Origin of the sequence: uncultured Mailhella sp. (assembly GCF_944324615.1) — a bacterium.
In the GTDB taxonomy this organism is placed as follows: domain Bacteria; phylum Desulfobacterota; class Desulfovibrionia; order Desulfovibrionales; family Desulfovibrionaceae; genus Mailhella.
This window is the reverse complement of record NZ_CALUWY010000002.1, coordinates 110,676-132,377: the sequence shown is the minus strand read 5'-3', so window position 1 is coordinate 132,377 and position 21,702 is coordinate 110,676. Positions and strand designations below refer to the sequence as shown.

The window sequence follows — 21,702 nt, the reverse complement described above, 5'->3', positions numbered from 1 at the left end:
GCGTCGCAGGGCGCGCCTGTCGGCAGCGCATAGCCTGTTCCCGGCGGAGAGGAAAAAGGGGGAAGGCGTGGCGTTTCCCGCGCATCGGTCAGGATCATGGAAGCAGGCATGCCGGAAATAAAAAGCGTGGCGCTTCCCGTGTCCCTTTCAGGCAGAGGCCTCAGGGTTCTGTATACGGCGGCGCGGTATCGACCGCAGGCCCAAGCAACGGGATTTCTCCTGCGGGAGTGCGGCAGGCAGGAGGCGCTGTCTCAGCATTCCCTGCACCTGTACGGGATACGCCGTCCCTTTGGGCGGCAGGCTGTGGTGGACAGGGGGCAGGCATTTCCATGCGTTATGCCCCGCGCGCCTGCGCTTTGTGTAATTTCTGTCCTTGAGCACGTCCTTCATGATCTTCATGCCCGTCCGTGCGTCTGCGTTTTGCCATCGTTCTTTGTCTGCTTCTTGTCCTGTTGGGAAGCCTGCGGAGTCCGGCACGGTATGCGGTACCTGTGCGCTGCGCGGGGCGCAGGAGGCCCGGGCTTTTGCAGGGGGACTTTCGGCTGTTCTGGCGAAAAAGCGCGCAGAGGGAGGACGCGGTCTTTGTTTCGTATCTGCCGGAAGCGGGTATGGAAGCGCGCCCGGAAGAGCCGACGGCCTTTTGTGCGTCGCAGGGCGCGCCTGCCGCAGCCCTGTGCTGGTCAGTGATCCTCCCCGGTCGGAGAAGAGGTGTTTAACCAGAAAAGGCCGCCCCTTTCGGGACGGCCTTTGACGGATGAAGGGAGAATTTATTCCGCCTTCTTTTCTTCAGGTGCGGTTTCCTGCGTTCTGGCGGCTTCCTGCGCTTTGGCGGCGTTCTGAGCGGCCTTTGCGGCATCGGCGGCTTCCGGGTCGAGGGTCTTTCCTCTGCGGCGCAGAATGAAGGTGTAGGCCGGGCCGGAGATGACGTAGCTTATGAGAATGAGGAAGCAGAACAGGCGGGGCAGGGAGAATACCATGCTGAGCACGATGAGCGTGGCCACCATGGTCTGGAAGGGATGAGCCTTGATGAAGCCGAATTCCTTGAAGGAGAAGTACCGCACACGACTGACCATGAGCAGCGGCACGATGATGGACATGAGCAGCGTGAGCACGGGCAGGATGGGCATGAGGAAATCGGGATAATAGGGCATGAACAGCACGAAGGTTGCCAGCACGCAGGCGCAGGCAGGGCTGGGCAGGCCCACAAAGAAGCGCTTGGAGGTGGTGGACACGCCCACGTTGAAGCGTGCCAGGCGCAGGGCCGCGCAGCCGCAGAAGAGGAAGGCCACGGCAAGGCCGAGACGGCCGAATTCATGCAGCTGCCAGGCATACGCCAGCATGCCCGGGGCCACGCCGAAGGTCACGTCGTCGGCCAGAGAATCGTATTCTATGCCGAACTGGCTTGCCGTGCCGGTGAGGCGGGCCACCTTTCCGTCCAGTCCGTCCATGGCCGCGCCGACGAGAATGGCCCAGGCCGCGTAGTCGAACTGGTGATTGAAGGCAAGAATGATGCTGAAGAATCCGGCAAAGAGGCTGGCGGTGGTGAAAAGATTCGGCAGAATGTACACGCCGCGGGGCACGGGCTTGTTGGGATCGCGCATGGTGAGCCTCTCTTACGCTTCTACTGAAGCGGACTTCTTGGCAAGAACCGTCTGACCGGCAAACACATCTTCACCGATACGAACCGCAGAAGTATAGTCGGCGGGCAGATAGACGTCAACGCGGGAACCGAAACGTATCATGCCGAATCTCTGGCCGCGCTTGAGCGTATCGCCCTGTTCGGCATGGGGCACGATGCGGCGGGCGACGAGTCCGGCGATCTGCACGAAGGTCCAGGTGTCGCCTTCCTCATCCTTCATCTGCCAGAGGCACTGTTCGTTGTCGGTGGAGGCCTTGTCCCAGGCGGCGTTGAAGAACTTGCCGGGCAGGTAGCGTATGCCGCATACCGTGCCGCTCACCGGAGCGCGGTTCACATGAACGCTGAAGATGTTCATGAAGATGGAAATGCACATCCGCTCTTCCCCGCTCATGGGATCGGTGCGCTTTTCCATACGGATGATGCGTCCGTCGGCCGGGCTGACGGCAAGGCCCGCTTCCTGGGGCACGACGCGTTCCGGGTCGCGGAAGAAATGCACGGAGAACCACAGGCCCACAAGGGCGACGAGGGTGGCGGGCCACCAGTCCAGGATGGCGAAACAGAGGGAAACGACGGTAAGCAGACCGATGATGGGAGCACCTTCGGGGGCGAGACCGATACCGGGCTTGTTCATCAAAAACTCCTTTGTGGTGGGGTGTCCCCCTCCTGCGGGAGGAGGGTGCGGCCGCGGCATGCCGGAGCGTCGGCTGCCTCGCGCAGGGCTGCCCGTGCCGTGGGGAAAAGAACCGGGATGCGGCCCGGTGAGATGAAATCGCCCGGCAAACCATGTCTGCCGGGCGAGAGAATGTTAATCCTTGCGGCGCAGGATGACAACATGCTTGAGCGCGCCTTCGCCGGAACTGCGCGTCTGCACCTCGGGGTCGTCCTGCAGCGCCAGATGGATGACTCTTCTCTGGTAGGCGCTGAGCGGCCTTGTGGTCTGCACCTTGCCTGTGGCCTTCACCTTTTCCGCAAGGGAAAGGGCCAGTTCCTGCAGGCGGGAATCCTGCCGGACGTGATAGTCGCCGGCATCCACCTGCAGGCGCACCTGCGCGCCCATGGCGCGGGTGACCATGCGCGAGGCGAGGTACTGTACCGCGGCGAGGTTCTGTCCGTCGCGCCCGATGAGAAGGCCGGTGTCTTCGCTTTTCACCGAGACCTGGAGGCGGTCTTCACCGATTTCCAGGGAAAGATCCACGGCTTCAGGTTCGATGTCCAGAACAGGAGCCACCAGCTTGCTGATGATGGTTTTCGTGGTTTCCGCAAGTTTTTCCTGGTCGAGTTCCGCCAGCGGCACGCGGGGCAGGGTGCTTTCCAGCGCGTCGGCGTCTTCGCTTTTGGGAGCGGCTTCCTTGCGGTTGTTTCCCTTGTTCTGCCTGGGCTGGCGGGGCTGACGGGCACGGGGGGCGTCGGCGCCTTCTTCAGGCCTGGCGTCCTTTTCTTCGCTGCTTTCCCTGGCAGCGGAAGGCTCGGGGCTGAGCGCGGGCACGGCTGAGGGACGCGGCACGGGCAGGGAAGAGGCCGCGGGCGCGGCTTCTTTTTCCGCTTCCTGCCGGGATTCCCGGCGGTTTTCCCTGTTCTCTTCCTTCGGCGCTTCGGCGTTTTCGGCCTTTTCCTTGCGGCGGTCATTGCGGCGACGGCGGCCCTCGGGCTTTTCAGGCTTTTCCTGAAGCGCCGCGGGGTTCTGCATGAAGTCGGGCAGCGTGGCGAGGCGTGCCCGGATTCTGGCCTTGCGCGCTCCCACGATGCCGAAGATGCCCGTCTTCGCATCTTCAATGATTTCTATTTCCAGCTTTTCCCTGGGGACATCGTAGTAGGTGCAGGCCTCCGCGATGGCGGCATCCAGGGTTTTCCCCAGAAACTCTTTGGATTCGCTCATGTCTTTCCCCTGCTACTTGGTTTTATGCAGGGTCCAGGACTGCTGAATGATGGACAGGATGTTGTTGCACAGCCAGTACAGCACCAGGCCGGAGGGGAAGTTGATGAACATGACCGTGAACACCACGGGCATGATCATCATGATCTTGCGCTGCTGCGGATCGCCCATGGCGGGGCTGAGCCACTGCTGCAGGAACATGGTGGCGCCCATGACGAGCGGCGTGATGTAGAAGGGGTCCTTCACGGAAAGGTCGGCCAGCCAGAGCAGGTCGGTGCCGGGCAGGTAGGTGATGAAGGAGGCATGGCGCAGTTCAATGCAGTTGAGAAGCGCCTGATACAGGGCCACGAACACGGGAAGCTGAATGAGGATGGGCAGGCAGCCGCCCATGGGGTTCACGCCGTAGGTCTTGTAGAGCTGCATCATCTCACGGCTGAGGGCTTCCTTGTCGTTCTTGTACTTTTCCTGCAGCTGCTTCATGCGGGGCTGGAGCTTCTTCATCTGTTCCATGGACTTGAAGCTCTTGCGGGACAGCGGCCAGAAGACGATCTTGATGAGGATGGTCAGCAGGATGATGGCGAGGCCCCAGTTGCCGAGGAAGCCTTCAAACCAGGTGAGGAGCTTGAGCAGCGGCACGGCAAGGAAGGTGAAGATGCCCATGTCCACGGAGGACTTCAGGTCGTTGGGGGCGGCGTCGAGCAGGTCGCGGCTCTTGGGGCCGAGCCACCAGGAGGCCTTCAGTTCGACGGGCTGTCCGGCGTTGAGGGCGACATCCTGAAGTTCCACGGCCGCGCGCCACACGCCGCCTTCGGTGATGCGGCCCTTGAACACGCTGTTCTGGCCGGCTTCGGGAAGAACGGCGGAAAGGAAATAGTTGCTCATGAGGCCGGCCCAGGCAATATCGCCGGAGCTCATCACGCCTTCCTTGGTGAGGTCTTCCACGTCCACGTCGCGTTCCAGGGAACCCTTGAGGTTCCAGGCCATGCTCATGGCGTCGTAGTTGCTCTTGCCGCTGAAGTTGGTGGCGCCGAGGCTGTAGGACACGCGCGCGGCGGGGGTGGCGGTGGCGGCCGTCAGGGTGACCTTTTCATCCATGAGGTAGGTGTCGGCATGGAAGGTGATGACGCGGTTTATGCGTATCCCGTTCATTTCACCGGTGAAGGTGAGGGTGGCCTCGCCCGTTTCCAGGCTGATGTCGGAACCGTCGAAGCTCCACTGACCCATGTTCCAGGTAGGCTGGCCGTTCACCAGAAGGCCCATGGGCGCCACGGTGGCGGCAGCGGGAGACACCATGTTGAACTGCGGGGAGTCGGGCAGGATGGAAGCCTTGTAGTTCTTCAGCTGGAAGGACTGAAGCACACCGCCGCCGGAATGGAACACGGCTTCGTACAGAGGCGTGCTCACGCGCACTTCGCGGCCTTCGGAAGGCACGAACTTGGCCACGGGAACGACGGGGGCTGCGGGAACGGGAGCAACGGCTTCAGGCTGGGCCTGCTGTTCGGTGGCTGCGGGCTGGGGCTGTTCGGGCAGCCAGCCCATGTATTCGGAAAAGGCCTGCCAGCCGAAGAGCAGGACAATGCAGATGACGACGGAAAGGATGAGGCGACGGTTATCCATGACGTTCCTGAGAGTCTGCGCCGGGCGCAGAGGGATGATCGTTTGAAAGGGGGGGCACAGGGTCGAAACCGCCCGGATTTCCGGGGTGGCAGCGCAGAATGCGCCGGATGGCCAGCCAGAGTCCTTTAAGCGGACCGTGCCGCTCAATGGCTTCTATGGCATAGGTGGAACAGGAGGGATAGAAGCGGCAGCAGGGAGGGTAAAGCGGCGAAATGCAGCGCTTATAGAACCTGATGGGCAGGATGAGAAGCCGCTGGGCGAGGTTCATGCCGCGTCTCCTGAAGGGGTGGGTGCGGCGTTTTCCGCCCCTGGTGCTTCAGAAAGCTCGGCGAGCAGGGGCAGAAGTTCGTTTTCCGCAAGGCTGAGGTCGAACTTGTCGGCACGCAGATGCTTTTTGGGCGTGACGACAATGTCCATGGGGGGCATTTCATGCTGATGCAGGCGGAAGAAGGAGCGCAGGACGCGCTTGATGCGGTTCCGTGCAACGGCATTGCCGCATTTTTTGGTGACAGCAAGCCCAAGACGCCCCGTTCCGGCCATGCCGGAACTCAGGGCGAACACGACGAAGTATTTCGTGAAGCGGCGTTCTCCCCCGCTGTAGCAGGCGGTGTATTCCGCCCGGCGGGTGATGCGCCGTTCTCTGGGCCAGGTCAGGGACATGGAATCATCCATGCTGCGCTCGGACAGAATTTAAACGCAAAATGTGGGCGTGGCGAAACGCCGCGCCCGAAACATTTGCATACTCTGCCCGGTTTCCTCCGGAGAGGGACCGGGAAGCGCACCTGTGGGTTAGGCAGACAGGCTCTTGCGGCCCTTGGCGCGGCGACGGCTGATGATGGCGCGGCCGTTGGGGGTGCTCATGCGGGCGCGGAAGCCGTGGGTACGCTTTCTGCTGATTTTGCTGGGCTGATACGTTCTTTTCATGACGCGCGGTCTCCTTACTGAGATTGGAACATGCAGATATAGCGCGCCTTGCCTTGTCCGTCAAGTCGGAAGCGGGGCGGCGCGCCGGAAAGTTGCCCGGGCCGGGGCGATGCCTATGTGTATGCCGGGAGAAGGCCGCGGGCAAGCATTAAAATGCGCTTTTTCGCAGAATGGTTCCTGTTTTTTCCGTTTTCCGCACAGGGGCCGCCCTGCGTGACAAATGAGGGCTTTGTGCATACTATGCGCCGTATTGTCAGCCGCATGCGCGGCGAAGGAGCAAAGTCATGCAGGGCGTTCCCGTACTTCGCGTTGCGGCCATACACGACCTTTCGGGGTTCGGCCGTGCCTCTCTCACCGTAGCCATTCCCATTCTCGCCACCATGGGCATACAGGTCTGCCCCCTGCCCACGGCGGTGCTGTCCTCCCAGACTTCGGGCGTGGACGATTTCACCTTTCTCGACCTCACCGCGCAGATGGGCCCCATCATGGACCACTGGGCGCGCATGGGCCTCATGTTCGACGCGGTCTATTCCGGTTTTCTGGGCAGCCCCGACCAGTCGTGGCTTGCGGGCCGCTGCATCCGGGAATTCCGCGCGCCGGGAGGCATAGCCGTGGTGGATCCCGTGCTCGGCGACAACGGCACGCTGGATCCGACGCAGACGCCGGAAATGGTGGAGGCCATGAGCCGTCTTGTGGGGCAGGCCGACATCATCACCCCCAATCTCACGGAAGCGGCCTTCCTTCTGGGGGAAACGTACCGGCCCGACATCAGCCGCGAGGGACTGCGCGATCAGCTCCGGGCCCTTGCGGCCATGGGGCCTTCGGCCGTGGTCATCACGAGCGCTCCCGCCGCCCGCCCCGGGAATACGGCCACCGTGGCCTATGACGGCCGCCGTTTCTGGCAGGTGGAGGTGCCGCACATGAACGCCTTCTATCCCGGCACGGGCGATGCGTTTGCAAGCGTGCTCACCGGGAGCCTGCTGCAGGGCGATTCCCTGCCCGTGGCCGTGGACCGGGCCGTGCATTTCGTTTATCTCGGCATACAGGCCACCTACGGCTACGATACCCCGCACCGCGACGGCGTGCTGCTGGAGCGCACGCTTCCCTCGCTGCGCATGCCCTTCACCGGCGGAAGCTACACGGAGTTCTGAGCGCCTTTTCTGCGCCTGTCCGCCGCCCGGCCTTCTGCAGCATGCTTTTTTAAGGAAGGGGGCGGAGGGCAGGATCCGGGGCGGCGCTCTGCCTGAGGCGGCGTGCCGCCATGCCCGGCGGAACGGGCTGCCTCTCTGCTAACGCGTACTTTCGGGCAAAAAATTTTTTGTCTGAAAAAGCCGCGGAATCCGGGCCTTCCGAAGAGGGGCAGGATGGTTCAGAAATGTTTCAACTTGTTGACAGAAAAGGAAAAAACTGCTTTCTTGCCTTTTTTTGTCCTGTTTTTTCCGGCAGGGTGGCACGCAAAAACAGGTACGACCATTATTTTTTTAGGTTGATTAAAAGCGGCATCCCTGCGTAATCTAACCGTCATAAAGGCAGGTTAGGTTGATTGCTTCATAGCCCGTAGGAGTACAGACTGCCGGAAGAAATGATTCCGACAAAGAGGAACCATGCTCGTCATCGCTTATCTTGTGTACATTTTTCTGCCTATCGCCCTGCTGCTGATAGGCTCGTTCGGTGAAACCTGGACGAACACGTTTCTGCCCACCGGTTTCACCCTGCGCTGGTATCTGGATGTATGGAACGACCCGAGCTTCCGGCGGGCCTTCGTCGTCAGCCTGGAAGTGGCCGTATCCACCTGCGTCATCGTCACGGCCCTGGCCGTGCCGCTGGCCTATGCCCTCACCCGCAGCATGGGGAAGATTGCCGGACTTACGGGACGTTTTCTGGCCATCATGCCCATTGCCGCCCCCCCGGCCGTGCTCGCCTTCGGCTACATCCTCATCTTCTCCACGGACGCCATGCCCTTCCTGGGGGCCACCTGGCTCATCATTGCGGCGCATGTGGTCTCCACGCTGCCCTACATGTTCCAGACGCTGGTGGCGGACATACGACACCTGCATCTGGACAGGCTTGAACTTGCGGCGGAATCTCTGGGCGCTTCCTTCGGCCAGAGATTCTTCCATATCATCCTTCCCTCACTTCAGCACAGCATATTTTCCGGCCTGGTGGTGGTTTCGGCCATTTCCATCGGGGAATTCCAGATCACCAATCTCATCGCCGGATTTTTGAACCGCACCTACCCCGTGGTGCTGTTGCAGTCCTTCTATGGAGCCACCGGCTTCGCCTGCTCCACCACCATGGTCCTGCTGCTTCTGGCATGCGCCAGTGCGGCCGGAAGCGCGCTGACGGCCCGTTCGGCCTCCAAATCCAAGAAACACTAAGAGGCACGCAGAAAGCTTATGAGCATCGTGATTGAAAATTGCTCCTTTGTGTATCCGTCGTCGGGAATCGGCGTTCATGATGTCAACATTTCCGCCGAGGACGGGGAGCTTGTGGCCGTCATCGGCTCCAGCGGCTCCGGCAAGACCACCATGCTCAAGCTGGTGGCGGGGTTCGAGCAGGCGAACAGCGGCAGGATACTCATCAACGGACGGGATGTCTGCGGGGTTCCGGCAAGACTGCGCAATGTGGGCATGGTGTTCCAGTCCTATGCGCTCTTTCCTCTCATGACGTGCGCGGAAAACGTGGCCTATCCTCTGAAGATCCGCAAGGTGCCGCCTGCGGAACGCAGGCGCAAGGCGCTGGACATGCTGGAGCGCGTGGGGCTTGCGGCTTTTGCCGACAGGCTTCCGAGTTCCATGTCGGGCGGGCAGCAGCAGCGCGTGGCTCTGGCCCGCGCACTGGGCTTCAACCCCGACGTGCTTCTGCTCGACGAACCTCTTTCCGCGCTCGACGCCAGTCTGCGCGTGGAACTGCGCCGGGAAATACGCCGCCTTCAGAAGGAACAGGGCATTACCGCCCTGCATGTGACCCACGACCAGGAAGAAGCCCTTTCCATGGCGGACAAGGTCGCCCTCATGCATCAGGGGCGGCTTATTCAGATCGCCACGCCGCAGCAGCTTTACGACGCCCCGGTGAACCGCCGTGTGGCGGCCTTCGTGGGACACGCCAACCTCTGGGACGGCGTGGTGGTGGATGCCGATACCGTGCGCGTGCCCTTCGGGGAACTGCGCTGCACCTGCGCGCCCTACAAGAGCGGCGACAAGGTGACGGTGCTCGTGCGTCCCGAAAGGGTGATGCCCGACCCCGAGCAGACGGTCAACGTCTTCGACGGCGTCATTTCCAACGATTCCTTCCTGGGCGCCGTGCGCCGCTACATCTTTTCCGTGGGCGACAGCGGCATTCAGGGCGAAACGGCGCGGAGGCGCTCTTTCACCAGAGTGGGCATAGCTCCCGAGGCCGTGCAGCTTCTGCCCTTTGAAGAAGCCTGAAAACGCCGTTTATGCGGCACTTCCCATAGAGGAGAGCATGATGAAACAGATGTCCGGTTTTCTTAAAGGTATGGTTATAGCCGCCGCTCTGACCGTTCCTTCCGTGGCGGCGGCCTTTGAAGGCCCCGAGCTGTACCCCGGCGAGCGCCAGCTTTATGAGGAAGCGCTGAAGGAAGGCATGGTGGTCTCCTTCGATACCGGGCCGACGTGGGCCAACTGGGCCAATGAGTTCAAGGCGTTCCAGGAACGTTACAAGGGCGTGGAACTTGTGTACAACGACATCGGTTCCGGCGCCACCGTCGTTGCCCTCGACAAGACGCGCCGTCGTCCTCAGGCCGACACGGCCTACTATTTCGCCGCCTCCGCCATCGACGCCAAGGCCAAGAAGGTGCTGGAAGGCTACAAGCCCGTCAATTTCGACAAGCTTCCCGAAGCCTATCGTGACGCCAACGGCGAATGGTTCATCGTGCATCAGCTCGTGGTGGCTTTTCTCGTAAACAAGAAGCTGGTGGAGAACGTTCCCCAGTCGTGGGAAGATCTGCTCAAGCCCGAATACAAGAACAGCATCGTCTACCTTGACCCGCGTTCCACCGGTCAGGGCCAGGTGCTCACCTTCGGCGCGGCCTACGGCAACGGCGGCAGCGTGGACAACGTGCTTCCCGGCATCGAATACCTCGCCAAGCTGCACAAGAACGGCAACGTGCTGCGTACCGAAGGCACCACGCCCTATGCCAAGTTCATCAAGGGCGAAATCCCCATCTGGATCGCCTATGAAGGCGACGGCCTGAAGGCCAAGCTCATCGACGGCATGGGCGACGACTGCGTGGTGGTCATTCCCAGGGAAGCCAGCGTGGCCGCTCCCTACGCCATGAGCCTCGTCAAGAACGGCCCCAACCCCAACGCCGGCAAGCTCTGGCTGAACTGGGTCATGTCCGACGCCGGACAGGCCGTGTTCGTGGACGGTTTCGTCCGTCCTTCCGTGCCCACCGTGAAGATTCCTGAAAAGATGCGCGCCTACATGCCCGACGCTCCTCAGGTGCAGCCTCTGGATATCGTGAAGGCCTCGGCGCAGAAGAGCTTCATCGACGAGAACTGGACCAAGCTCATTCTCGGCAAATAACAAGAGTCCATAACCCTCCGCCCGCTCCGGGAAATCCCGGGGCGGGTCCGGGCAGGTGAATTATGAATAAGACGATCAAGATATTGCTGCTGGCTCTGCCTGCCTTCGCCGTGCTGGTCATGTTCTTTCTGGTGCCTCTCGGCAGCGTGCTGGTGGAACCCTTTCTCGACAAAGGGGAAGCATTCTTCAGCCTGTGGAGCGACCCGCTGTTCCTCAAGGGGCTCAAGGGGAGCACCCTGCTTGCGCTGACCGCAGGCGCGCTTTCCGTGCTCGTGGGGGTGCCTGTGGCGCTGCGCCTTTCCACCATGAAGGAAAAGGCCCGGCTCTTCGCCATGTTCTGTATTTCCCTGCCTCTGACGTTTTCCGGCCTCATCGTTGCGTACGGCTTCATCCTCTGCTTCGGCAGAGCGGGCTTCATCACGCTGCTGCTTGCCGAGGTGGGCGTTTCTCCCGACTGGGTGGCGGGCCTTGTGTACAGCCCCGTGGGCCTGGCCCTTGCCTACTGCTACTACCTCATTCCCCGCGTCGTGCTGCTCCTTCTTCCTGCGCTGACCAACTTCGACCGCAGTCTTCTCGTGGCGGCCAATTCCATGGGCGCAACCAGACTGAGAGCCTTTTTCGACGTGCTTCTGCCGGAACTCATGCCCACCATAGGCGTGTCGTTCTGCCTTGTGGCCGCCGTGGCCTTCGGCGCCTACGGCACGGCCCTTGCGCTGGTGGGTTCCCAGGTGAACATCCTGCCGCTGCTTCTCTACAGCAGCATTTCCGATACCGGCACCAATTTTTCACAGGCCGCCGCCATTTCGCTGGTGCTGCTCGGAGCATGCAGCATGATCATGGGCGTTGCGGAAGTCATTGCCATGCGCAGGGAACAGCGCCTGAAGAGAGCATAAGGAGCCATTATGTTGTATTTGACGGAGCGTGTGCTCCATGACGGGAGGAACCGTCTGGATGCCGAAACCATGACCTGGGTTCCCGACGATTCCCTGGTGGAGGGTCGGGAAATTTCGGAAGTGGAAGCCGTGCGCTGGCTTCAGAAGGAATCCGGGACGCCTCTGCGTCCGCCTGTCGCCGTCATCGGGCCGAGAGAGGCTTCCGATGAGGAACGGGCCACGGCCCGTGAGCTGGGGCGCAGACTTGCCGGTCTCGGCCTGACGGTGCTCTGCGGCGGCCGCCAGGGCGTCATGGAATCCGTGTGCCTCGGCGTAAAGGAAGGTCACGGCATTTCCGTGGGTCTTCTGCCGGAAGATGACTGGAGAAAGGGCAATGCCTACGTCACCGTGCCCGTGTCCACGGGCATAGGCATAGCGCGCAACGCGCTCATCGCCCGCGCCGCCGTGGCCGTGGTGGCCGTGGGCGGCGGACTCGGCACCATTTCCGAAATAGCCCTTTCCCTGCAGTTCGGCAAAAGAGTGTTCGGCCTGTGCAGGCCTCCGTATGTGGAAGGGCTGCAGCTTGTCGATTCGCTGGATGAAGTGGAAACCGCCCTCTGCCGTGCGGTGCTGGGGCTGCCTGAAAAAGCCTAGGCCCTGTGCCGTTGAAGTAGGATGTCGAAGCCTGCGGATGTTTGTCCGCAGGCTTTTTCATTTTTGTTTATGCAGGAAAGTTAATCCAAGGCGGACTTATGCTACCTAAAAAGAAATATGCTCTTCTGAATATATATCATAGCATGAACGATGGTTTTTTCGATGCCGTACCAGTGCTTCTGACGTTCGTAGCACTGGCGTATGGATTGGGTGAAAAGGAAATAGGTATGGTAGTTTCCTTCGGAACCGCCCTGGGAACCGTTGCGGGCCTGGCAACCATATTTCTGTCTCGTTATTTAAGCCCTTTGAGAACCATCTCCCTGCTGATTGGCGTAGGCGGAGTCGGTTTCGTAGCCGTATTTTTCTATTCGGATTTTCTTTTTGTAGGAGTAAACTTTACGGTCGTCATGTTCGGATACAGCTTATTTCATAATATATGCTTTTCCTATCTGACCGTACATACGGAAAGAAAAAAGTTGGGAAGAATATTGAGTGACTTTACCGCCATAGGAGATATAGGAAGAATACCTTTCATAGCACTTGCCGGATATATGTCCGCCTTTACCTTTTTTAATGTTTCGGGATGGAAATTTGTCAGTTTTTTATTCGGAATCATAGGAATTATTTCTGCCGTTTTTTTGTTCGTGTATTCAAAGGATGATACTGTCGAAGACAGATTTGTACATGCCAGATCAGACATACCTTCTTTAAAAATATTATAGGACAAGTCCGTTATTCTTTCCATGGCGGCAAGTATTCTCAATACCTTCGGGAATGAAAAAATATTTACGTTTTTACCGATGCTCATACTTTTCAAAGGATTTTCCCCCGAAATAGTAGGAACATTTGCCGTTGGGTTTACGGTCGGTTCTTTTGTGGGAAAGATGGCCTGTGGGAGATTGCTGGATATGTATGGTCCAAAAACCGTATTTATCGTTACAGAGAGTATGGTGGCCATACTTTTATTTTTAATTGTCTATTCAACATCTCTGCCCGTTATCATGTTTTTTGCATTCTTCATCGGGCTGTTAACGAAAGGCACTGTTCCCGTCATTCAGGCCATTATCACCGTTCCTTTTCAGGATATAGGAAAGTACGACAAAATTTTTTCCATAAATTCATTTGTATGAGGTATGATAAATATTTTCACGCCGTTGTTGTTCGGATTTATCGCTTCAATATGGAATATCAACATGGTTTACATCATTATGGCGATAGTGTCTTTTTGGGCGGTTGTTCCGATGCTGTATTTTGATATGTCTTCCAGAATAATCATAAGTGAGGACGAAAAATAACGGGTATGCGGCGGCTGCCGACTGTGGCGGCAGGGAAAATACCCGGTGCGGGGCCGCTCTTTGAAAAAGGGGGCGGAATGCCCACAACGCTTTTTCTGAGCGGTATCTTCAACAAAGAGTCAGTCCATCCTGCGCCGGTTTTCTGACGGACAGGGCATGGCGGACACAATTGCTGGTGTCCCCTTGCGTTTTGGTGAGACGGACCTGCTCGGAAGGTATGGTTAAAAGTAAAAAGAGGACATGGTAAAGAAGAAGTCTTCCATGCAGCAGGGCCATGAATGCGGGCAACTCTTCATCGCCTGCATTCATGGCCCTGCCTTTGGAAACATTTCCCCTGTTGGAATACGGGGAAAAGCCGGGTATCAGTAGCGGTACATGTCGTTCTTGAAGGGGCCGTCCACGGGAACGCCGATGTAGTCGGCCTGCTTCTGGGTGAGGGTGGAGAGCTTCGCGCCGAGGCGGGCAAGGTGGAGCCGTGCCACTTCCTCATCGAGCTTCTTGGGCAGGGTGTACACGCGCGTTTCGTGCTTGTTCGCGGCAAGGTCCATCTGAGCCAGCACCTGGTTGGTGAAGGAATTGGACATGACGAAGCTTGCGTGACCCGTGGCGCAGCCGAGATTCACCAGGCGGCCTTCGGCCAGCACGATGATGGAGCGGCCGGAGGGCAGGAACCACTTGTCCACCTGCGGCTTGATTTCCATCTTGCGGCATTCGGGGTTGGCTTCCAGCCAGGACATCTGGATTTCGCTGTCGAAGTGGCCGATGTTGCACACGATGGCTTCATCCTTCATGCCCATCATGTGTTCGCCGGTGATGACGTCGCAGTTGCCGGTGCAGGTGACGTAAATGTCGCCGTAGGGCAGGGCATCTTCCATGGTGACCACCTGATAACCTTCCATGGCGGCCTGAAGGGCGCAGATGGGGTCGATTTCCGTGACGAGCACGCGGGCGCCGAAGCCGCGCATGGAGGCGGCGCAGCCCTTGCCCACGTCGCCGTAACCGCACACGACCACCACCTTGCCGGCCACCATGATGTCGGTGGCGCGCTTGATGCCGTCGGCCAGGGATTCACGGCAGCCGTACAGGTTGTCGAACTTGGACTTGGTGACGGAGTCGTTCACGTTGATGGCGGGGAAGAGCAGCCTGCCTTCCTTTTCCATCTGATACAGGCGATGCACGCCGGTGGTGGTTTCTTCGGAAACGCCGCGCACCTTTTCGGCCACGCGGTGCCAGCGGGTGGGATCGTTCTTCAGCGAGAGGGCGATGCGTTCCATGATGATGCCCTCTTCCTTGCAGGAAGGAGCACGGTCGAGCACGGAAGGATCGTTTTCCGCTTCCACGCCCTTGTGGATGAGAAGCGTGGCGTCGCCGCCGTCGTCCACGATGAGGTCGGGGCCGGAACCGTCGGGCCAGGTGAGGGCCATTTCCGTGCACCACCAGTAATCTTCCAGAGATTCACCCTTCCAGGCGAAGACCTTGGCCATGCCCTGTTCCGCAATGGCTGCGGCGGCATGATCCTGCGTGGAGAAGATGTTGCAGGAGGCCCAGCGGATGTCGGCGCCGAGTGCATACAGCGTGCGGATGAGCATGGCCGTCTGAATGGTCATGTGCAGGGAACCGCTGATCTTCATGCCCTTGAGGGGCTTCTTGTCGCCGTAGCGGCGGATGAGTTCCATGAGGCCCGGCATTTCGCGTTCGGAAAGCTGGATTTCCTTCTTGCCGAAGTCGGCAAGGCTGATGTCGGCTATTTTGTAGTTTAAAGACAGGTCGAGATTCTTGGCGGACATGATGGCTCCCTGAAGGGTTGAAAAAAAGGGTTGAAAATCACAGCCCGGAAGAAGCCTTCGAGGCGTTCTTGCGGGCCAGAATAAGGTGCAGTGCCAGATCCTTTTTCACGGGCTGGCGGCGGTAGTCCACAATGGTCAGCCCGGTTTTGACAAGCGCGGCGGAAAGCTCGTCCAGCGAAAAGCCGAGCCAGCGGTCGCCGTACATGGTGCGCATGGATTCCTGGGAATGCTGGTCGAAGTCCGTGACCAGCACAAGGCCCCCGGGGTGCAGAACCCGCGCTATTTCTCCCAGCGATGTGGACGGCCGGGAAAGATGATGCAGCACGAGATTGATGCAGATGAAGTCGGCTTCTCCGTCGCGCAGGGGCAGGTAGTCGAGTTCGCCTATGCGCAGGGAAATGCCGTTCATGTTGTCGCCGAAACGGCGGCGCGCCAGTTCCAGCATGCGGGGGGAATCGTCCACGCCGATGAGCTCCCGGCAGGCTCCGCGCAGATGTTCCAGCACTTCGCCCGTGCCGCAGCCGAGGTCGGCGGCCACGCCGCAGTTCTCGGGCACGGCGCGCAGGATCACGTCGGGCAGGGAAAAATCCCCCAGAATTTCGCGGTTCATTTCGTCCCAGTCGTCGGCTATTTCGTTGAAGAACTGCCTTGTCTTCAGGGCGCGTTCCTCAATGATGCGGGAGGCCATGTCGAGGTCGGTGCGGCAGGAATCGTCCTCCTGCATGAAGGAAATGACGCTGCTCAGAAATTCGTGCCCCTCCCCTTCCGTGGCCGCGGAATAGAACACCCACAGGCCGTCGCGCCGCGACTGAAGAAGCCCCGCTTCCGTAAGAATCTTGAGGTGACGCGAAATGCGCGACTGCCCCATGTTTAAAAGCGAGACCAGTTCGTTGACGGAAAGTTCGTAATGAAAAAGCACCAGCGCAAGGCGCAGGCGCGTTTCATCCGAAAGGGCTTTGAGATAGCGGAGGGCTTTCATAACTTACTGTAATGTTACAAATATCAAGATTTTTCGATGTAATATATCCGCTTATCTGCATATAGTCAAGAAGTTTGGCCTGCCGCCTCTCCGGCAGAAGGGCGCAGAGAAGGCTGCCGCAGGGGAAAAGCCTGCCCCCTGCGTTCAGCTTCCGCAGGCTGTCATGCTCCGAGGAACCAGTCGCCCCAGAGGGCCTGTCCCAGGGAGATGGAACCGTCCCCTGCGGGAAAGCGCAGGGGGGTAAGGGGGGTGAGGCCGAGGCGGCGCAGTTCTTCGGGCAGGGAGGCAAGGAGCGTGCGGTTGTTGAACACTCCGCCGCAGAGAGCCACGCGGGTGATGCCGCATTGGTCGGCGGCAAGGCGGGCCCAGCGGGCGAGCCCCCGGGCAAGGCCCGTGTGGAAGCGCCGGGCGAGGCGCCCGGGATCACGGAGATCCTCCGCCGCCTCACGAAACAGCGTCACCACATCCGCCACCAGAAGGCCGTCGCGTTCCAGAACGGGCAGTTCATAGGCGCCCTGTTCAGCGGTATTCTGGGCTTCCTCCAGGCGTATGGCAGCCTGTCCCTCGAAGGTGATGTCGAAGCAGAGCCCGCAGAGGGCGGAAACAGCGTCGAACAGGCGGCCGCAGCTTGAGGTTTCCGGGCAGCGTATGCCCTGTACGATCATTTCCCTCAGCATGGGGGCGAGGCGGGCGCGTTCCGGCGAGTCTTCAAGCCACGGGCGCGGAACATCGGGAAGATCTGCGGCGCGCCACAGCGCTTCCGCCGTGCGCCAGGGCGAGCGTATGGCGGCCTCTCCGCCCGGCAGGGGGAAGGGGGAGAAACGCCCCAGCCTCTGCCATGCTCCGGGCCGGACGAGCAGAAGTTCCCCGCCCCAGATGGTGTCGTCATCCCCGAGACCGGAACCGTCCAGCGCAAGGCCGAGGACGGGTTCGGTCAGGCCGTGTTCCGCCATGACGGCGCAGACATGGGCGACGTGATGCTGGAGGGGAAGTTCCTGCAGGCCGCGCTGCCGTGCAAAATCGTCCGCAAGGCGGCTTGAGAGATAATCGGGGTGCAGGTCGCGCACCACAAGGCGGGGTTCCACTTCCAGAAGCCCCAGCATGTGATGCAGCGTCTCTTCAAAGAAGGCGAGGTTCTCCGCCCGGCTCACATCGCCGATATGCTGGCTGGAAAAGGCCTCGTCTCCCCGGGTGAGGCAGAAGGTGTGCTTGAGTTCCGCGCCTGCGGCAAAGACGCAGTCTCCGGCGCTGCGGGAAGGACGCGGGGGAAGCTTCTGCGGAGAGGGCACGAAACCGCGCGCCCGGCGCACCATGAGCCGGGGAGCGCCGTCTCCGGCGGGAAAAACGACGGAGTCGTCCACGCGCACGAGAATGTCGCGGTCGTGCAGAAGAAAGAGATCGGCCATGTCGGCAAGGCGTTTTCCGGCTTCGCGGTTGCCGAGGCACAGGGGCGCGCCGTGGGGATTGCCCGAGGTCATGACCAGGGCGCTCAGGGCGTCTTCCTTTTTTCCGCCCGTCCATTCCGGGTGGAAGAGCAGATGGTGCAGCGGTGTGGAAGGGAGCATGAGGCCTATGCTTGCGGTGTCGGGGGCAAGGATGTCGGGCAGCATATCCGCATCGTCTGTGCCGGGAGAGGCCTTTCTGCGCGGGCAGATGACGATGGGCCGCGCGGGGGAGCAGAGCAGAGCGCGTGCGTCCTGACTTATGCGGGCGAAGCGCGCGGCGCTTTTCTCATCCGCCACCATGACGGCGAGGGCCTTGTGCGGCCGTGCCTTGCGGCGGCGAAGCTCGGCAACGGCCTTTTCATTGTGCGCATCGCAGCAGAGGTGGAAGCCGCCGAGTCCCTTGACGGCCGCGATGTATCCCTGTTTCAGCGCGGCGAGGAGGGCGGGAACGGCCTGCCTTCCCATGATGGTGTTGTCCGCAAGATTGTAGCGCGCCTTTCTTTCCGCACAGACGGGGGAAAGGGGCTCTCGATGAGACGGAGGCAGGACGTCCTCTTTCGCCTCCAGCCAGAGCACGGGCCCGCAGTCCGGGCAGGCGTTGGGTTGGGCATGGAAGCGCCTGTTCAGAGGATTGTGATATTCCTCCGCACAGGGCTGGCACAGGGGGAAGCAGGCCATGCTCGTCACCGGCCTGTCGTAGGGAATGGAACGCGTGATGGTGTAGCGCGGCCCGCAGTTGGTGCAGTTGGTGAAGGCATAGCCGAAGCGCCGGTTTTCCGGGTCCGCCATGTCGGCGAGGCATTCCTCGCAGGGGGCCACGTCGGGGCTGACGAGAACGCTGTGCCCGCGGTGTTCTCCGGCCGTGCTTTTTTCAATGCGGAAGGCATCCTCTTCCGGCAGGGGGGAGTGTTCGCTCCGCGTCAGGGAGGCGATGCGCGCAAGGGGGGGGAGATGTTCGGGAAAGCGGGCGAAGCTGGCGAGGGCTTCCTCTTCCCCCTGCACTTCGATGCGTACGCCTTCCGGCGTGTTGCCCACGAAGCCCGTGAGATGGAGCCGCGCGGCTTCTCTGTAGATGAAGGGCCGGAAGCCCACGCCCTGAACCTGTCCGGTGAGAATGTAGATATGCCTTGCCGTCATGCTTCCTCCGTGCGGGAGTATATCCTCCGTTGTCGCCGAAGGAAAGCGCCGCGCCCTCCCGGCCGGGCACGGGGCCGCTTTTTCCCTTGAGAATGCTTCCGCAATAACATAGGATCATGCCTCTGGAATCTGCCGAGAGAGGATGTTCCGCAGAAGGCGGGCGGCGGATTCCGCCGGGGAACTTCCATACCGAAGTTTGCTCCCATGGCGGCGGCCCTGCCGCCCGGCCTGCGGCCCCGGAATTTCCGCGTGTAAAGGAACGGAATATGTCAGAATTTATGTTGCAGGAACGCACCCTCGGCCAGATGCTGGACGAAACCGTCAGGCGTTTCCCTGATCGTGAGGCCCTTGTGTATGTGGGGCACGATTACCGGCAGACCTGGAGCGAGTTTGCCGACACCGTGGACAGGCTGGGGCGGGGCCTGATGGCGCTGGGCGTGCAGCCCGGTGAAAAAATAGCCCTCTGGGCCACCAATGTTCCGAACTGGGTATCTCTCATGTTTGCGGCGTCCCGCATAGGAGCCACGCTCCTTGCGGTGAACACCAACTACCGCGACAGCGAGCTTGAGTACCTTATCCGCCAGTCCGAATGCGAGAATTTCTTCTGCATCGACGGCTTTCTCGATTATGACTATGTCTCGGCCCTGTACCGGGTCATTCCCAATCTCAAGGATCAGCCCGAAGGCGAGCTGCACTGTGAGAAGTTTCCCCATCTGCGCCGCGTGATGAGCCTGAAGGACATCCCGCATCCGGGCATACTGCCCCTTTCGGCCATTCTGGACAGGGCCGGAGAGGTGTCCGACGAGGAATACGAGGCGCGCAAGGCGCAGGTGAAGCCCCACGACGTGGTGAACATGCAGTACACCTCGGGCACCACCGGCTTTCCCAAGGGCGTCATGCTCACGCATGTGGGCATAGGCAACAACGGCTGGTGCGTGGGCGAACGCGAAGAACTCACGGAGAAGGACCGCGTCATCATTCCCCTGCCGCTTTTCCACTGTCTGGGCTGCGTGGTGGGCGTTCTTGCCTGCGTAAGCCACGGCGCAACCATGGTCATCACGGAAACCTTCTCTCCCGAACGCGTCATGGCCGCCATTCAGGATGAGAAGTGCACCGGCGTGTACGGCGTGCCTTCCACCTACATTTCCATGCTGGGGCACCGCCGCTTCAGCCAGTACGATTTTTCGAGCCTGCGCTTCGGCCTCATGTCCGGTTCCGTCTGTCCGGAACCGCTCATCCGGCAGGTCATGGAAGCCATGAACCTGAAGGCCGTGGTCATTCCCTACGGTCTTACCGAATGCTCTCCCGTCATCACCATGACGGGCATCACGGAAAGCGACGAGCACCGCTGCCGCTCCGTGGGGAGCGTGCTGGAAGGCATGGAGGTGGAGCTGCGCGATCCGGTGACGAAGAAGCCCGTTCCCCGCGGCGTGCAGGGCGAAATCTGCTGCCGGGGCTACAACGTGATGAAGGGCTACTTCAACATGCCCGAGGCCACGGCGGAAACCGTGGATGAGAACGGCTGGCTGCATACCGGCGACCTCGGTGTGATGGATGAGGAAGGGTATCTGCGCATCACCGGCCGCATCAAGGATATGATCGTGCGCGGCGGCGAAAACATCTATCCCCGGGAAATCGAGGAATTTCTGCTGGAAATGGATTCCGTGCGCGACGTGCAGGTGCTCGGCATTCCCTCCCGCCGTTACGGCGAGGACGTGGCGGCCTTTCTCATTCCCCGCGAAGGCGCTTCGGTAAAGCCCGAGGACGTGCGCGATTTCTGCCGCGGGCGCGTGGCCTGGCACAAGATTCCGCGTTATGTCGCCGTGGTGGACGACTTCCCCAAAACGGCCAACGGCAAGGTGCAGAAGTACAAGCTGCGCGAAATGGCCGCGGAGCTCTTCCCCAATGTCAAGTAGGCCGCTTATCGCCTATGTGGCGGCGAAGGGCTTTGAACAGGACCTTCTGGACGAGCTGGCCCTTCACAACGTGCATGTGCGCGAGGTGAAGGGCGGCCTTGTGCTTGCCGAAGGCCTGTTTTTTTCCGCCTGGGCGCAGAATATCTGGCTGGAGCCTTTCTTCCAGCCCATAGCCTCCGTGGGCGAGGCCGTGCGTACCCTCAAGTCCATACAGCGGAACTGGAAGCTGCATGCCGTGGATTTTCACCGCAGGGCCGCGCTCATCGAGGCGCAGCTTCCCCCGGTGAAGGCCCGCCCGCTCACCTTCGGGCAGAGCGCTCCTTCCTCCCCCCTGGGATCGTGGACACTGTGGGATCACGATACGCTCCTTGTGTCGGCAAAGTGCTCTTCCGCCTTTCCCGATGGAGAGGTGCGCTTTGTGGAGGACAGGGAGAATCCGCCGAGCCGCGCCTACCTCAAGCTCTGGGAAACCTTCACGCTCTTTGACCGTTTCCCGCAGCAGGGGGAACTCTGCGTGGATCTCGGTTCCGCCCCCGGCGGCTGGACGTGGGTTCTTGCCAGCCTCGGGGCCAGAGTGTTCAGCATCGACAAATCGCCCATCGACAGGCGCGTGGCGGCCATGAAGGGCGTGGATCACTGCCTGGGCAGCGGCTTCGGTCTGGAACCGCATACGGCGGGCCGGGTGGACTGGCTTTTTTCCGACATGGCCTGTTACCCGGAACGGCTTCTCGGCACGGTGAAACAGTGGCTGGATGCGGATGCGGCAGGGAACTTCGTGTGCACCATCAAGCTGCAGGGAGCGACCGATCACGTTGTGGTGCAGGCCTTCCGCGACATTCCGGGCTCGCGCGTCGTGCATCTTTCGTGCAATAAACACGAACTGACGTGGGTGAATTTGAAGGAATGGCGTGAAGGCGTCAGGTAGTTTCCCAAGGCTTGCGGCGCTTGTGTTTTCGGCCTCCGGCCATGCAGGAAAAAGAACGAGTCGAAAGGCTTTTTCATAAAAATCTTCTCAG

21 protein-coding genes are annotated in these 21,702 nt (G+C 60.5%); 10 read left to right on the top strand and 11 right to left on the bottom strand.

The features are described from left to right. Window positions 1-767 precede the first annotated feature (767 nt). The 7 genes from pssA to rpmH form a co-directional block, all read right to left on the bottom strand. Complete coding sequence (gene pssA, locus Q0K07_RS01225) at window positions 768-1,601, bottom strand: CDP-diacylglycerol--serine O-phosphatidyltransferase (RefSeq protein ID WP_294555315.1); 834 nt, start codon at window positions 1,599-1,601, stop codon at window positions 768-770. 12 nt (window positions 1,602-1,613) lie between these two features. Beyond that, window positions 1,614-2,270 (bottom strand): phosphatidylserine decarboxylase family protein, encoded by a 657-nt coding sequence (locus tag Q0K07_RS01220; protein WP_294555312.1) that lies wholly within the window; start codon window positions 2,268-2,270, stop codon window positions 1,614-1,616. A 174-nt stretch (window positions 2,271-2,444) separates the two neighbouring features. After that, window positions 2,445-3,515, bottom strand: coding sequence for a Jag N-terminal domain-containing protein (locus Q0K07_RS01215; protein WP_294555309.1), 1,071 nt, complete (start codon window positions 3,513-3,515; stop codon window positions 2,445-2,447). Window positions 3,516-3,527: 12 nt separating this feature from the next. After that, the gene (gene yidC, locus Q0K07_RS01210) at window positions 3,528-5,129 is read right to left on the bottom strand and encodes a membrane protein insertase YidC (protein ID WP_294555306.1); all 1,602 of its coding nucleotides are present in this window, start codon (window positions 5,127-5,129) and stop codon (window positions 3,528-3,530) included. Beyond that, window positions 5,122-5,397 carry a membrane protein insertion efficiency factor YidD gene (gene yidD / locus Q0K07_RS01205; protein WP_077072106.1) on the bottom strand — a complete coding sequence of 92 codons (276 nt, stop codon included), beginning with the start codon at window positions 5,395-5,397 and terminating at the stop codon, window positions 5,122-5,124. The genes yidC and yidD overlap by 8 nt, the downstream gene beginning before the upstream one ends. Continuing rightward, window positions 5,394-5,789 carry a ribonuclease P protein component gene (rnpA, locus tag Q0K07_RS01200; protein WP_294555302.1) on the bottom strand — a complete coding sequence of 132 codons (396 nt, stop codon included), beginning with the start codon at window positions 5,787-5,789 and terminating at the stop codon, window positions 5,394-5,396. The genes yidD and rnpA overlap by 4 nt, the downstream gene beginning before the upstream one ends. A 129-nt stretch (window positions 5,790-5,918) precedes the next feature. Next, entirely contained in the window at window positions 5,919-6,053 is a 135-nt protein-coding gene (gene rpmH, locus Q0K07_RS01195) for a 50S ribosomal protein L34 (RefSeq protein ID WP_077072108.1), read from the bottom strand. Window positions 6,054-6,337: 284 nt separating this feature from the next. On the opposite strand from rpmH, the gene Q0K07_RS01190 reads away from it, so the two are divergent. The 8 genes from Q0K07_RS01190 (at window position 6,338) to Q0K07_RS01155 (ending at window position 13,257) form a co-directional block, all read left to right on the top strand. Continuing rightward, a complete protein-coding gene (locus tag Q0K07_RS01190; RefSeq protein WP_294555298.1) occupies window positions 6,338-7,204 on the top strand; it encodes a pyridoxamine kinase in 867 nt (288 codons plus the stop codon). 453 nt (window positions 7,205-7,657) lie between these two features. Beyond that, window positions 7,658-8,431 carry an ABC transporter permease gene (locus Q0K07_RS01185; protein WP_294555295.1) on the top strand — a complete coding sequence of 258 codons (774 nt, stop codon included), beginning with the start codon at window positions 7,658-7,660 and terminating at the stop codon, window positions 8,429-8,431. Window positions 8,432-8,449: 18 nt separating this feature from the next. Continuing rightward, window positions 8,450-9,481 carry an ABC transporter ATP-binding protein gene (locus tag Q0K07_RS01180; protein WP_294555292.1) on the top strand — a complete coding sequence of 344 codons (1,032 nt, stop codon included), beginning with the start codon at window positions 8,450-8,452 and terminating at the stop codon, window positions 9,479-9,481. Between the two features lie 37 nt (window positions 9,482-9,518). Beyond that, window positions 9,519-10,601 (top strand): extracellular solute-binding protein, encoded by a 1,083-nt coding sequence (locus Q0K07_RS01175; RefSeq protein ID WP_294555289.1) that lies wholly within the window; start codon window positions 9,519-9,521, stop codon window positions 10,599-10,601. A 62-nt stretch (window positions 10,602-10,663) separates the two neighbouring features. Then, window positions 10,664-11,494, top strand: coding sequence for an ABC transporter permease (locus Q0K07_RS01170; RefSeq protein ID WP_294555286.1), 831 nt, complete (start codon window positions 10,664-10,666; stop codon window positions 11,492-11,494). A 9-nt stretch (window positions 11,495-11,503) separates the two neighbouring features. Next, window positions 11,504-12,127 carry a TIGR00725 family protein gene (locus Q0K07_RS01165; RefSeq protein ID WP_294555283.1) on the top strand — a complete coding sequence of 208 codons (624 nt, stop codon included), beginning with the start codon at window positions 11,504-11,506 and terminating at the stop codon, window positions 12,125-12,127. A 98-nt stretch (window positions 12,128-12,225) separates the two neighbouring features. Further along, window positions 12,226-12,849 (top strand): MFS transporter, encoded by a 624-nt coding sequence (locus Q0K07_RS01160; RefSeq protein WP_294555280.1) that lies wholly within the window; start codon window positions 12,226-12,228, stop codon window positions 12,847-12,849. Window positions 12,850-12,870: 21 nt separating this feature from the next. Beyond that, window positions 12,871-13,257 carry an MFS transporter gene (locus tag Q0K07_RS01155; protein ID WP_294555277.1) on the top strand — a complete coding sequence of 129 codons (387 nt, stop codon included), beginning with the start codon at window positions 12,871-12,873 and terminating at the stop codon, window positions 13,255-13,257. Between the two features lie 273 nt (window positions 13,258-13,530). Here Q0K07_RS01155 and Q0K07_RS01150 read toward each other — a convergent pair whose 3' ends face one another. The 4 genes from Q0K07_RS01150 to hypF form a co-directional block, all read right to left on the bottom strand. Beyond that, window positions 13,531-13,731 (bottom strand): hypothetical protein, encoded by a 201-nt coding sequence (locus Q0K07_RS01150; protein WP_294555274.1) that lies wholly within the window; start codon window positions 13,729-13,731, stop codon window positions 13,531-13,533. Window positions 13,732-13,784: 53 nt separating this feature from the next. Next, window positions 13,785-15,209 carry an adenosylhomocysteinase gene (gene ahcY / locus Q0K07_RS01145; protein WP_294555273.1) on the bottom strand — a complete coding sequence of 475 codons (1,425 nt, stop codon included), beginning with the start codon at window positions 15,207-15,209 and terminating at the stop codon, window positions 13,785-13,787. 37 nt (window positions 15,210-15,246) lie between these two features. Then, window positions 15,247-16,188, bottom strand: coding sequence for a metalloregulator ArsR/SmtB family transcription factor (locus Q0K07_RS01140; protein ID WP_294555270.1), 942 nt, complete (start codon window positions 16,186-16,188; stop codon window positions 15,247-15,249). Window positions 16,189-16,349: 161 nt separating this feature from the next. Continuing rightward, on the bottom strand, window positions 16,350-18,770 hold the full coding sequence (gene hypF, locus Q0K07_RS01135) for a carbamoyltransferase HypF (RefSeq protein WP_294555267.1): 2,421 nt from the start codon (window positions 18,768-18,770) through the stop codon (window positions 16,350-16,352). 266 nt (window positions 18,771-19,036) lie between these two features. Between hypF and Q0K07_RS01130 the strand changes: the two genes are divergently transcribed. Continuing rightward, window positions 19,037-20,686, top strand: coding sequence for an AMP-binding protein (locus Q0K07_RS01130; RefSeq protein ID WP_294555264.1), 1,650 nt, complete (start codon window positions 19,037-19,039; stop codon window positions 20,684-20,686). Next, window positions 20,676-21,611 carry an SAM-dependent methyltransferase gene (locus Q0K07_RS01125; protein ID WP_294555260.1) on the top strand — a complete coding sequence of 312 codons (936 nt, stop codon included), beginning with the start codon at window positions 20,676-20,678 and terminating at the stop codon, window positions 21,609-21,611. The genes Q0K07_RS01130 and Q0K07_RS01125 overlap by 11 nt, the downstream gene beginning before the upstream one ends. Window positions 21,612-21,702: the final 91 nt, after the last annotated feature.

Excerpts from the sequence above, each read along its gene's own strand:
- pssA (WP_294555315.1), bottom strand. The coding sequence starts at position 1,601 with ATGCGCGATCCCAACAAGCCCGTGCCCCGCGGCGTGTACATTCTGCCG.
- Q0K07_RS01220 (WP_294555312.1), bottom strand. The coding sequence starts at position 2,270 with ATGAACAAGCCCGGTATCGGTCTCGCCCCCGAAGGTGCTCCCATCATC.
- Q0K07_RS01215 (WP_294555309.1), bottom strand. The coding sequence starts at position 3,515 with ATGAGCGAATCCAAAGAGTTTCTGGGGAAAACCCTGGATGCCGCCATC.
- yidC (WP_294555306.1), bottom strand. The coding sequence starts at position 5,129 with ATGGATAACCGTCGCCTCATCCTTTCCGTCGTCATCTGCATTGTCCTG.
- yidD (WP_077072106.1), bottom strand. The coding sequence starts at position 5,397 with ATGAACCTCGCCCAGCGGCTTCTCATCCTGCCCATCAGGTTCTATAAG.
- rnpA (WP_294555302.1), bottom strand. The coding sequence starts at position 5,789 with ATGTCCCTGACCTGGCCCAGAGAACGGCGCATCACCCGCCGGGCGGAA.
- rpmH (WP_077072108.1), bottom strand. The coding sequence starts at position 6,053 with ATGAAAAGAACGTATCAGCCCAGCAAAATCAGCAGAAAGCGTACCCAC.
- Q0K07_RS01190 (WP_294555298.1), top strand. The coding sequence starts at position 6,338 with ATGCAGGGCGTTCCCGTACTTCGCGTTGCGGCCATACACGACCTTTCG.
- Q0K07_RS01185 (WP_294555295.1), top strand. The coding sequence starts at position 7,658 with ATGCTCGTCATCGCTTATCTTGTGTACATTTTTCTGCCTATCGCCCTG.
- Q0K07_RS01180 (WP_294555292.1), top strand. The coding sequence starts at position 8,450 with ATGAGCATCGTGATTGAAAATTGCTCCTTTGTGTATCCGTCGTCGGGA.
- Q0K07_RS01175 (WP_294555289.1), top strand. The coding sequence starts at position 9,519 with ATGATGAAACAGATGTCCGGTTTTCTTAAAGGTATGGTTATAGCCGCC.
- Q0K07_RS01170 (WP_294555286.1), top strand. The coding sequence starts at position 10,664 with ATGAATAAGACGATCAAGATATTGCTGCTGGCTCTGCCTGCCTTCGCC.
- Q0K07_RS01165 (WP_294555283.1), top strand. The coding sequence starts at position 11,504 with ATGTTGTATTTGACGGAGCGTGTGCTCCATGACGGGAGGAACCGTCTG.
- Q0K07_RS01160 (WP_294555280.1), top strand. The coding sequence starts at position 12,226 with ATGCTACCTAAAAAGAAATATGCTCTTCTGAATATATATCATAGCATG.
- Q0K07_RS01155 (WP_294555277.1), top strand. The coding sequence starts at position 12,871 with ATGGCGGCAAGTATTCTCAATACCTTCGGGAATGAAAAAATATTTACG.
- Q0K07_RS01150 (WP_294555274.1), bottom strand. The coding sequence starts at position 13,731 with ATGAATGCAGGCGATGAAGAGTTGCCCGCATTCATGGCCCTGCTGCAT.
- ahcY (WP_294555273.1), bottom strand. The coding sequence starts at position 15,209 with ATGTCCGCCAAGAATCTCGACCTGTCTTTAAACTACAAAATAGCCGAC.
- Q0K07_RS01140 (WP_294555270.1), bottom strand. The coding sequence starts at position 16,188 with ATGAAAGCCCTCCGCTATCTCAAAGCCCTTTCGGATGAAACGCGCCTG.
- hypF (WP_294555267.1), bottom strand. The coding sequence starts at position 18,770 with ATGACGGCAAGGCATATCTACATTCTCACCGGACAGGTTCAGGGCGTG.
- Q0K07_RS01130 (WP_294555264.1), top strand. The coding sequence starts at position 19,037 with ATGTCAGAATTTATGTTGCAGGAACGCACCCTCGGCCAGATGCTGGAC.
- Q0K07_RS01125 (WP_294555260.1), top strand. The coding sequence starts at position 20,676 with ATGTCAAGTAGGCCGCTTATCGCCTATGTGGCGGCGAAGGGCTTTGAA.